Annotated in this window: 16 protein-coding genes; 8 read left to right on the top strand and 8 right to left on the bottom strand. The window is 50.7% G+C overall.

The annotated features are described in order from the left end of the window. The 3 genes from KNP88_RS14055 to KNP88_RS14045 form a co-directional block, all read right to left on the bottom strand. A partial coding sequence (locus KNP88_RS14055; RefSeq protein WP_214894406.1) for a helix-turn-helix domain-containing protein occupies positions 1-83 on the bottom strand: 83 nt, incomplete at its 3' end. Between the two features lie 107 nt (positions 84-190). Beyond that, complete coding sequence (locus KNP88_RS14050; RefSeq protein WP_214894387.1) at positions 191-448, bottom strand: zinc dependent phospholipase C family protein; 258 nt, start codon at positions 446-448, stop codon at positions 191-193. A 20-nt stretch (positions 449-468) separates the two neighbouring features. Further along, positions 469-1326: an alpha/beta fold hydrolase gene (locus KNP88_RS14045; protein WP_214894385.1), complete on the bottom strand. Its 858-nt coding sequence runs from the start codon at positions 1324-1326 to the stop codon at positions 469-471. 103 nt (positions 1327-1429) lie between these two features. Here KNP88_RS14045 and KNP88_RS14040 point away from each other — a divergent pair, with 103 nt between their 5' ends. After that, complete coding sequence (locus KNP88_RS14040; protein ID WP_214894384.1) at positions 1430-2101, top strand: HAD family hydrolase; 672 nt, start codon at positions 1430-1432, stop codon at positions 2099-2101. A gap of 23 nt (positions 2102-2124) precedes the next feature. Next, complete coding sequence (locus KNP88_RS14035) at positions 2125-2553, top strand: GNAT family N-acetyltransferase (RefSeq protein ID WP_214894383.1); 429 nt, start codon at positions 2125-2127, stop codon at positions 2551-2553. On the opposite strand, the gene KNP88_RS14030 is transcribed toward KNP88_RS14035, so the two are convergent. The 5 genes from KNP88_RS14030 to KNP88_RS14010 all read right to left on the bottom strand — a co-directional run bounded on the left by KNP88_RS14030 (position 2528) and on the right by KNP88_RS14010 (position 5668). Continuing rightward, entirely contained in the window at positions 2528-3445 is a 918-nt protein-coding gene (locus KNP88_RS14030) for a hypothetical protein (protein WP_214894382.1), read from the bottom strand. The genes KNP88_RS14035 and KNP88_RS14030 overlap by 26 nt on opposite strands. Continuing rightward, positions 3442-3969: an RNA polymerase sigma factor gene (locus KNP88_RS14025; protein WP_214894381.1), complete on the bottom strand. Its 528-nt coding sequence runs from the start codon at positions 3967-3969 to the stop codon at positions 3442-3444. The genes KNP88_RS14030 and KNP88_RS14025 overlap by 4 nt, the downstream gene beginning before the upstream one ends. Before the next feature lie 70 nt (positions 3970-4039). After that, on the bottom strand, positions 4040-4618 hold the full coding sequence (locus KNP88_RS14020) for a nucleotidyltransferase family protein (protein WP_214894380.1): 579 nt from the start codon (positions 4616-4618) through the stop codon (positions 4040-4042). Between the two features lie 18 nt (positions 4619-4636). After that, positions 4637-5437, bottom strand: a complete 801-nt coding sequence (locus tag KNP88_RS14015) for a phosphotransferase enzyme family protein (RefSeq protein WP_214894378.1) — start codon at positions 5435-5437, stop codon at positions 4637-4639. A gap of 12 nt (positions 5438-5449) precedes the next feature. Beyond that, a complete protein-coding gene (locus KNP88_RS14010) occupies positions 5450-5668 on the bottom strand; it encodes a hypothetical protein (RefSeq protein ID WP_214894377.1) in 219 nt (72 codons plus the stop codon). A gap of 119 nt (positions 5669-5787) precedes the next feature. Here KNP88_RS14010 and KNP88_RS14005 point away from each other — a divergent pair, with 119 nt between their 5' ends. The 6 genes from KNP88_RS14005 to KNP88_RS13985 all read left to right on the top strand — a co-directional run bounded on the left by KNP88_RS14005 (position 5788) and on the right by KNP88_RS13985 (position 9134). Continuing rightward, the gene (locus tag KNP88_RS14005) at positions 5788-6786 is read left to right on the top strand and encodes an NADP-dependent oxidoreductase (protein WP_214894375.1); all 999 of its coding nucleotides are present in this window, start codon (positions 5788-5790) and stop codon (positions 6784-6786) included. Between the two features lie 45 nt (positions 6787-6831). Then, a complete protein-coding gene (locus KNP88_RS14000) occupies positions 6832-7242 on the top strand; it encodes a nucleoside 2-deoxyribosyltransferase (RefSeq protein WP_214894373.1) in 411 nt (136 codons plus the stop codon). Positions 7243-7266: 24 nt separating this feature from the next. Then, positions 7267-7668 (top strand): MFS transporter, encoded by a 402-nt coding sequence (locus tag KNP88_RS13995; RefSeq protein ID WP_214894372.1) that lies wholly within the window; start codon positions 7267-7269, stop codon positions 7666-7668. A gap of 180 nt (positions 7669-7848) precedes the next feature. Continuing rightward, the gene (locus tag KNP88_RS13990) at positions 7849-8367 is read left to right on the top strand and encodes a creatininase family protein (protein ID WP_251137248.1); all 519 of its coding nucleotides are present in this window, start codon (positions 7849-7851) and stop codon (positions 8365-8367) included. Then, positions 8348-8578, top strand: a complete 231-nt coding sequence (locus KNP88_RS15695; RefSeq protein WP_251137247.1) for a hypothetical protein — start codon at positions 8348-8350, stop codon at positions 8576-8578. Before KNP88_RS13990 ends, KNP88_RS15695 begins: the two co-directional genes overlap by 20 nt. Before the next feature lie 13 nt (positions 8579-8591). Next, complete coding sequence (locus tag KNP88_RS13985; RefSeq protein ID WP_214894370.1) at positions 8592-9134, top strand: AAA family ATPase; 543 nt, start codon at positions 8592-8594, stop codon at positions 9132-9134. Positions 9135-9172: the final 38 nt, after the last annotated feature.

The following is a 9172-nucleotide window of genomic DNA, read 5'->3' as shown; positions in this document are numbered from 1 at the left end:
GAACAACCGATCGTCTTCGCGATCAGGATTTCCTGTTCTTTTGTCGGGTAGATTCTGAATTTGTAGGCCTTGTGAGTCAACATGATGTTCACCTCCTTACAAAGGATATACCCGAAAGAGAGGGTAGTGATTCATCTCCCACTTTCACTCTGGCTTCACCCTGACCGTTTAGAAGTGGGCGTATTCTCGCCTATTTTTGATAAAAATCCAACCAGACTTGATCAGATATCAAATGACAAAAGTAGCCGAGGTAAAACGGTTCCGCTAATCGTGTTTCATATGTACGCAAAAAGCGGTCCAGGTTAATCCGGTTCTTCCCTGTCTCATCCACGTCCTTGAAATGCGTTTTCCCTTTCGGTACGCCCATCAGACCGTGAATGTCCGGCGCAATCCCACCCAACAGAAAATCACTCCGGGGCTCCGGTTTCAGCTTGTCGGCAAGCCCCATATGTCTTCGCTCCTTTTCGTTTAATCGTTCGCGCGCTCATCGATTTGGCGGATGGTGTCAAGGATTGGGCCCGGCCGATCAAGATGAATCGCGTGACTCGCCTGCTCAGCAAAAAGTAGTTTGCTTTGAGTCGACAGGTCGGCCTGTTCGCAAATCAATCGTTCCCATGTGTCCTCAAGCAACCGTAACTCCGCTTCCGGCAACCCCTCTTCGATTCCGCTGTTCACGGCCAGTTCCTTATCGCGTCCGAGCACGGCGAGCGGAAGATCCGCGAGACGACCGCGCCGTTCCAACGTAAGGGCGTCGTCCTGCCACTGTTCGATGGCTGTGGCCATTTCACTGTACAGCAACGGATCGGTTTCGAAGTCGAGCAGCTCTTGTTGGACGTTTGCGGGTAACTGTTGTTGCTCCTGCGTCAGTTCCGGCTGGATGGTCTCGCATAAGGCGTGACGTGTCATTTCCGCATAACTTCGGCACTTGTCAAGCCAGACCTGATCGGTCGACAAAGCATCGAGGAACGGTAACGTCAAGGCATCCAGTTGTCGCAAGCGGACGGACGTCGAGTCGACGAGCACGAGTCCGCGTACATGCTCCGGGTAATCGTGTGCCATCTGTTGCGCACACAGCCCTCCGTAAGAATGTCCGACAAGCAGGACCGGTTCCGTGACGCCTATTGTTTGAAGTAACTGTTTGAGTTGCACGGCAACCCCCGCCGTGCCGTGTTCAGTCGTGTTCTCCAATTCATGTCGGTGAAACGAGATGACACGAAACGTTTGTTTTAATACTTCGATGATCGGATACCATTCGTGATAGCTGCAGCCAAGACCGGGCAGAATGACGAGCGGTCGTCCCGGCGTTTTTGTATCGAAATGAGCCATGATTTTTCCTCTCCTACTTAGATGAATTGTCGAAATAACTTTCTCTTGTTCAATTATTCCATTAATATGGAAATGGATATACGGTTTATTCATCTAATTGGCGGTGATTGAAATTAAAAATATAACAGCAGTTGTGTTTGATTTAGACGGAACGCTTTTAAATCGTCAGCTGTCCTTAAAAAATTTCATCATTGGACAGTATCAGCGTTTCTTTAACGACTTCCAACCCGTTTCACTGCCGGACTATACGCGTCGCTTCATCACACTGGACAACGATGGGTATGTTTCAAAAGATATCGTGTATCAACAGTTGCTGCAGAAGTTCGAGATTACGACGGTGACGTGGCGTCAATTACTCGACGATTACTTTGTTTCCTTTCCGAACCATTGCCTCGCCTATCCGGGTACGGCGGATATGTTAAAGGCGTTAAGAAAACAAGGTTATCTGATCGGACTGATTTCAAATGGTCTGTCTGATTTTCAGCGCACCACGCTCGAGGCATCCGGGCTGACGCATTATTTCGATCACATCCTCATTTCGGAAGACATCGGAATCAAAAAGCCAGACCCGTTCATTTTCAACTACTTTTTAGAAGAGTGTGCCCTTGACGCACATGCGACCGTCTACATTGGCGACCATCCCGTAAACGACGTCTTCGGTGCGCAGCAAGTCGGGATGAACGTGATTTGGAAAAGAAACGGTTCGGCGCTACTCCCTCCTTGTACGGACTGGATCGACGACTGGGACGAATTAGGCACAGTGCTTCAAAATTAACTCATAGAACAGGAGTGTTTACCATGTCAGAACGACAATACCAAATCCGCCCTTACGCGGACCACGATTTCGAAGCGATTCAACGGTTGAATCAGGCTGAAGGCTGGAGTAATCTCGTCGCCCGTGCTGACGAAACGAAACGCGCCTTTGCGTCGTCGAACGTTGCCTACGTCGTCGTCATCGACGGAACCGTTTCCGGCTACATCCGCGGCATGACGGATACGGCGATCACGCTTTACATTTGTGAGCTGTTGATCGCGGACAGTGCCCGCGGACAGGGACTCGGACAAGCCTTGCTCGGACACGTCCACGCCCTCTATCCGGCGACACGGCTCGAGATTCTCGCGAGCGCCTCGTCCCACTCGTTTTACGAACAACTCGGTTATCGTCCGTTTTACGGTTTCCGGAAGACGATTGATGCAGCGGTCACAACGCCTCCCACATCACCTTAAAAGCGACCGGATCGACCTTAAAGAAGACGTCCAGTTGCGGATAGACGACGTAGCCGCCTGCAATCAGCCGCAGCGACACCGTGATCCCGTCGGCTTGCGTCACGCGTAAGACCTTCATTCTGTCGGAATGCATGTAGTCCGCGGCTTCTTTTGGGACTTCTTCGCGGATCATCGCATCACTTTGATACAAGGCATTCAGGAAGGCCCAGTACGGACGGTCGACAGTCACCGGTCGTGCCGTTTCGGCGTCATTCCACTCGTCAAATGTCTGATAGGCGAAGTGTTTAACCGGTTGATCAAGATGTAAATCCTTAAAAAAATCGTTTCCCGTAGTCACCGTAAAACCCGTCTGGCGTTCGAGTAGCCAGACTTTTTTTCTGCCTTCTTCCTCCCCTACGGCAAACAGGCGTACGGACGGCTTGTAACCGTCGACCCGATACAAAGTGACCGGTCCGAGGTTCGAGGCATTTTCGATGACGTCGTCACCCGTTTCCTCAAGTGTTGCCGTCACGTGCCCCAGTCTCTTCCCTTTCAGGATACGGACGTCATCCGTCAGAGGTGTCTCCATCGCCAGATACAGCTCCTGCTTGTAGACGAGCCCGGGGAGCATGCTGCCTGCGGTCGAACTGCCCTCCTCTTGTTCGTCCTGCGCCCAATTCGGAACGACGACGGCACCGTCCGTCCGAACGATTTCTGCCGCAGGCGGTGTCTCTTCCAGTAGCATGCCGCCACCGACCGCCAACAGGAGTGCCGCTGCAACCAGTCCTGTCGCGACCTTACGTCCGGTGAAGCGTGGTCGGCGTGCCCGCTCCACACCGGCGAGCAATTGACTGCGGACCTGTCCCCGCGATATGTCGATCTTATCGACTTCCTGTTTAACCTGCTCGTTCATCCCGCCCCGCCTCCCGTCTGTCGTGTCTGAACCTTTTGTATGGCCCGGTAGAGTGTACTTTTGACCGTGCTGACCGGTATTTGCAGCAGATCGGCGACGTTTTGCAACGTATAATCCTCGTAATACCGTAAGAACACGATGGTCCGTTCCGCTACCGTGAGCACTTCGAGCAAGTCCTGCAGGTAAAGATCATCGACGAGTCGCTCCTCGAAAATAACCGGTTCGGCGACATCCGTTGCCACTGCCGTGTAGTCGACCCGGATTCCTTGGGTTTTCTTTAGCATGTCGAGCGCACAATTGATCGCGATCCGCGTCAACCAGGTTTTGGCGATCGTCGCGTCCAATAACGTATGGCGGTGTTTCCAGGCGCGATAGGCAATTTCCTGCACATTTTCGAGTGCATCCTGGTCATTTTTTAAGTAAAGGTAGGACATTTTGTAAAGATACGTATCATGACGCGTCAAAAACGTCAGAAACGCGTCATCATCAAACGCGGGTTGCCGCTTGTTTCGCCGACCGATCATCGCCCGTTCTCCCCTTTCTGTCTGTCACTACCTGTTAGACTGCGTAACCGACGGATTTCGTTTCAGCAATTTAAAAATTTTTAAATCCAGTTGTTTCATTCTCCGCTTCATGGACACCTGGCCAGTTCTTCACCCACTGTTTTTCCGCCAGCCGCTGCTGGTAAATCACTTGCCGCGCCGTCGCCTGGAACAGCGGCGTTGGCCGCAGCCGTTGCTGCAACAGATCACTGACGCCGTACGCTGAAAAAAATACAACCCGGTCGGCATGCAGCGTCAGACCGATTGCCGTCACCGTCTCCGGGAATTGTGCCATCGCGTCGCGCGACGACCGGTATGGCGGTAAGTCATTTTTGGTATGCATCCGTGCCTGATTTTTAACGGACCAAGGATAATCCGGCAATTGTGCATTCAATCGTTTTTCTAACATCCGGTCAGTCGCTTCCGTCGTATCGGAGGTGTCAAAATAGATGACATCGATATCCGCGACCGCTGTCGCTTCCTTTTGCTCTAACACATCCCAAACCTTCGCCCGGACATACCCGGCACAAATCCACCAGTCCGGTAAGTCGAGTCTCGCGACCGTCTCAAGAAGTATTCTTGTCTCCCGGTCCCGTTCAAACATCTGGACGATATCTGTTTCCGTCTTCATTTGCACCATCGCTCCTTTTTAATCGAACCACGTCACACCATGCTGCTTGATAAAGGCAAGTTCTTGCGCGTAATGCGTCGCATGCCCCTCCTCAATCATCCGCTGAAACGCCTCCTCCCCGTCGGCTGCTTTACGATGGATCGTCAACAGGAGGGCTTCAATCCGTAACAGTAACGTATCAAACAATTGCTCTTTTAATTCCGGCATCCCGTAAGCCGTTAAAAAGATGTCGATGCGGCGTTTGATCCGGTCTGGTCCCGTAACGGGGTCATAGTCGACTTGTCGCCCGTGTTCATCATGATGAAGCCGGCTGATCGGTACGAACGTATACAACGTGTAGGCGATGTCCCAAATCCGTGGGCCGGGTGCCGCTAAATCAAAGTCGATGACGCCGATCGGTTTTTCGTCCTTAAAAATGACATTATAGACGGCAAAATCATTGTGACAGATGACTGTATACGGCAACGGCGTATTGTCGAGCGGCTCCCATGACGCGGGTACTTCGAAGTCTGCCGTGGCATCATGAAACTGACGGAGTAACCGGGCCGTTTCTTCTAATACGGCCTCCGACCACATGTAGGCCTTGAGGGGATAGTTTCCCGCCTCCCCGTCAAGATACGACAGGATTTCCCGATTTTGCGGATCGATTCCGAGAAACCGTGGACTTGCTGGATACTCTTTTTTCTCGAGGTGCACGAGCAGCCGGTGAATCCGCGGACTGTCCGGCTTTTGTTCCCGCCGGACCGTGTCGCCGACACGACTGACGGCAGAAACGTTTCCCCCTGTTAACGGTTGTTCCTGGTCGCTTTTCTTTGACAAGATGTAACCTCCCTATCGTTTCGAATCAAACTTGGGTAAGAAGACGATGATACCTGCACCAATCAAACACATGATGACATCACTGAACGTAACCGACGCTACATCAAAATCAAGCATCGTCTTGATAAGCTGCCAGACGAGCACGAGCGTGATCGCTAAAGGAACGGTCCGTTTCAACCAGCGGGGTATGCGAATCCATTCCCGTAATAACCGTGCTCCCCATTTCTTCAACACGTCACCTGCTTTCACGATTGGTTAATCCCATATTTTCCCTATCCAATTTCAGTATAGCATTATCGGAAGGCGTGATACACTGGTTAAAAAGACTTGTCAGAGAGGGTGGATGTTCGGTGAAAGCAATGACGATTGAAAAATATGGAAACGTACCACTCGAACTAACGGAACAGCCCCTTCCCGTTGTCTCGGCGCATGATGTCCTAGTCGAAATTCATGCCGCGAGCATCAATCCGGTTGACTTTAAGATTCGGGACGGCAAGGTCAAACTGTTGATTCCCTACCAGTTCCCGTTGATTCTCGGCAACGATTTTGCCGGCATCGTCACGAGGGTCGGTCCCGCGGTAACACAGTTTCAAGTCGGCGACGCCGTCTACGGACGCGCCGAAAAACAGCGGATCGGGACATTCGCGGAATTCATTGCGATTCATGAAGACCTCGTCGCACGAAAACCGGATGCGTTATCGTTCGAAGAGGCGGCGTCGATCCCGCTCGTCGGTTTGACGTCCTATCAGGCACTCCACGACGTCTTACAAGCGACACCGGGTCAAAAAATCTTAATCCAGGCCGGTGCAGGCGGTGTCGGGACGTTCGCCATCCAACTGGCGAAGGCGATGGGACTGTATGTCGCGACGACCGCCAGTCCTGCCGGTCATGATTTGGTCAAAGCACTCGGTGCCGACGAAATCATCGATTACCGGACCGTCGCGTTTGATGAGGTCTTACATGACTTCGACGGCGTCTACGATACGATTGGCGACGACACGCTCAGACGGTCCTTTAAAATCGTCCGGCCCGGTGGACAAATCGTCTCGATTTCCGGATTGCCGAATGGTCGGTTCGGTAAAGCGTACGGTTCCGGATTTTTAAAAACGATGTTATTTCGTCTCTTGACGGTCCGTGAGGCATTTCTCGAGCGAAAATACCGCGTCACATACACGTTTTTGTTCATGAAACCGAGCGGACGACAACTGCAGCACATCACGGAATGGATTGAGACGGGGCAAATCAAACCGGTCATCGATCGCGTCTATCCGTTTGAAGCGGCACAGGAGGCGCTCGCCTATTCAGAATCCGGTCATGCGAAAGGGAAAGTCATCTTGAAGGTGAAGTAAGCGAATTAAGTTTTTTTGACAACCCATGCTGAAAGGAGCAGACGGATGCAGTTTTATATTGGATCAAGCTTTGCAAATATCACGAACGTCCGGATATTACAACACAAACTGATCGATCGCGGATTTACGCTGACGTATGATTGGACCCAAAATGAACGGGCGACGAGTAAAGCGGCACTGCAAACGATTGGTCATGCTGAAAAACAGGCCATCATGCTCTCGGACTGCGTCATCATTTTACTGCCGGCAGGTAAAGGAAGCCATATCGAACTCGGGATCGCCTTAGGACAAGACAAGCCGATTTTTCTCCATTGCGTTGATCAGACATACGACCGGTTCGAGACGACGAGTACGTTCTATCATTTGCCGGAAATCATCCCCTGCAGCGGGACGCTTGAAGAATTGACCGAATTGATCGTCCATCATCACCAACAGATGTCTGCTCGTAGATTGTAGAGGTTTCTCCTCTGCAATCTTTTTTTGTATCGTCAACTAACCGAACCTGGATTTTTTTTAAGTTGCACTAGCTATTTAAGTCAGTCGATCCGCTTACTGCTTCTACTGATTGGCGGGTTAGCCGCACTGGGTCAAATCACAACGGTCTTTCAGGGTGTCGCCCTGTTGCTTGTCATGGGGTTGATGTCCGCTGTCATCAATGTCTTACTCTTGACGACCATTCAAGCGACGAGTCAACAGCCGATGATGGGGCGTGTCATGAGTTTAGTGAATGCGGCGTCGAACGGATTAGTCCCGCTGTCGTATGCGTTAATCTCACTTTCGCTCTACTTTCATTTCACGATTGCATGGATTCTCCTGTGTTGCGGCATCATGATCGTGATTACTTCCTGTTTTTTCTTCATGCGTTCAAGGAATAATCGTTAACGCTGAAGGTGAATCTTACCTACCTCTGCCGTTCTCTCGCTACTTGACTTTAAAACGGCAATCTTCCCAATCGAAAAAATGGAATCTTTGATGATTTCAGTTGGTAATTCTGCTCTAATTGGATAAAATTAGAAATAGTAGTCATAGTGCATGAATTAAAATGAATAAAGGAGTTTTTCCATGATCAGTTATAGAAATAGTACGCGGGAAGTGGCCGCCAGTGAAACAACGATTGCGATTCTTTCGGTTGGTGCGACGGAACAGTTTGGTCCTTACCTGCCGATGCACCTCGATACGTTGATTGCTGAAAAATATGCCGAGGCGTTTGGCGAAACGTTAGATGCCTATGTGCTCCCGACCCTGCCTTTTAATACGTCGGAAGAACATGCCGACCAAATCGGTACCGTCACCGTCAGCCCGACCGTTCTGATGGCGATGCTCGAAGAAATCATCGTCAACCTGCGGCGGCAAGGTTTTACTCAATTTGTGTTATGCAACGGTCACGGGGGAGCTTACTGGGAAGCAGCCTTCGTCAAACAGATGAATTACAAACATCAAGACATCGTGTTAATTACGGCCGATCGTCACCTCGCCTGGGAAGAGGCTCTTCAGGAAGTAACGCCATGCCGGGCTGTTATCCGTCTCTGCCGCGATGTGGTTGTGTCCGGAACTCGTTCAATTGAAACCGATGGGAAGTGATGTGCCGACGTCGAACATTCCATATTCCGATACTGTCTTTTGGAGTCAGTTAACGACAGACGGGTGCTGGGGAAAGTTTGATCCGGCGGACTATACCCGGGAAGAACTGACAGCGATCGGCGAGACCTTTTGGACAAGCTTCATCTCAAAACGGAGCGAACACTTAAAAGAGACGTTAGCGGCAACACGTAAATTAAAATTAGGAATTTAAAGGAGAATCATCTATGCGGCGTCTACTGATTTTAACGGTCGGTAAAACCCATACCGGAAAGTCAACCTTTGCACGTACGTTAGCGGAGCAACTCCCAAACAGCCTCATCATCGATCAAGATCACCATGCCGCTTTCTTGAACACCCATTATCCCGAACTTGTTCCTTCGCGCGGAACGAACGACGTAAAACATGCTTTGACTCAGTTCATCTCTTCGATCGCGACCGAACGAACCGATGCACATCTCATCGTCTGTAATGCGAACTTATCGTGGGTGAATCGCCTTTGCTTACTGAACGAACAATATCCACCGACTGTGTTTCACCGGATCATTGTCTTTTTTGATGTAAGCGACGCCACCGCCTTAACTCGGATTAAACATTCTGACCGGAGTTCCGTCGTGATCCGCGGGGAGATTACATATGAAGCACTTATACAGAAGCAGGCAGTCGAACCTCCCGAAGCGGACGAAGCCGATCAACTCTATGTCATACGGGAACCGAATGATGTCGCATCTGTCATTCAACAAATTAAACAACATCAATCCGTCGAATAAATTGAAGAATCGTCATCAGCCCGGCTCGTTCAGCTTGG

The organism is Exiguobacterium sp. H66, from assembly GCF_018618705.1.
Lineage (GTDB): Bacteria > Bacillota > Bacilli > Exiguobacteriales > Exiguobacteriaceae > Exiguobacterium_A > Exiguobacterium_A oxidotolerans.
The sequence above is the reverse complement of the archived record's forward strand: the minus strand, read 5'-3'. Positions and strand labels throughout refer to the sequence as shown.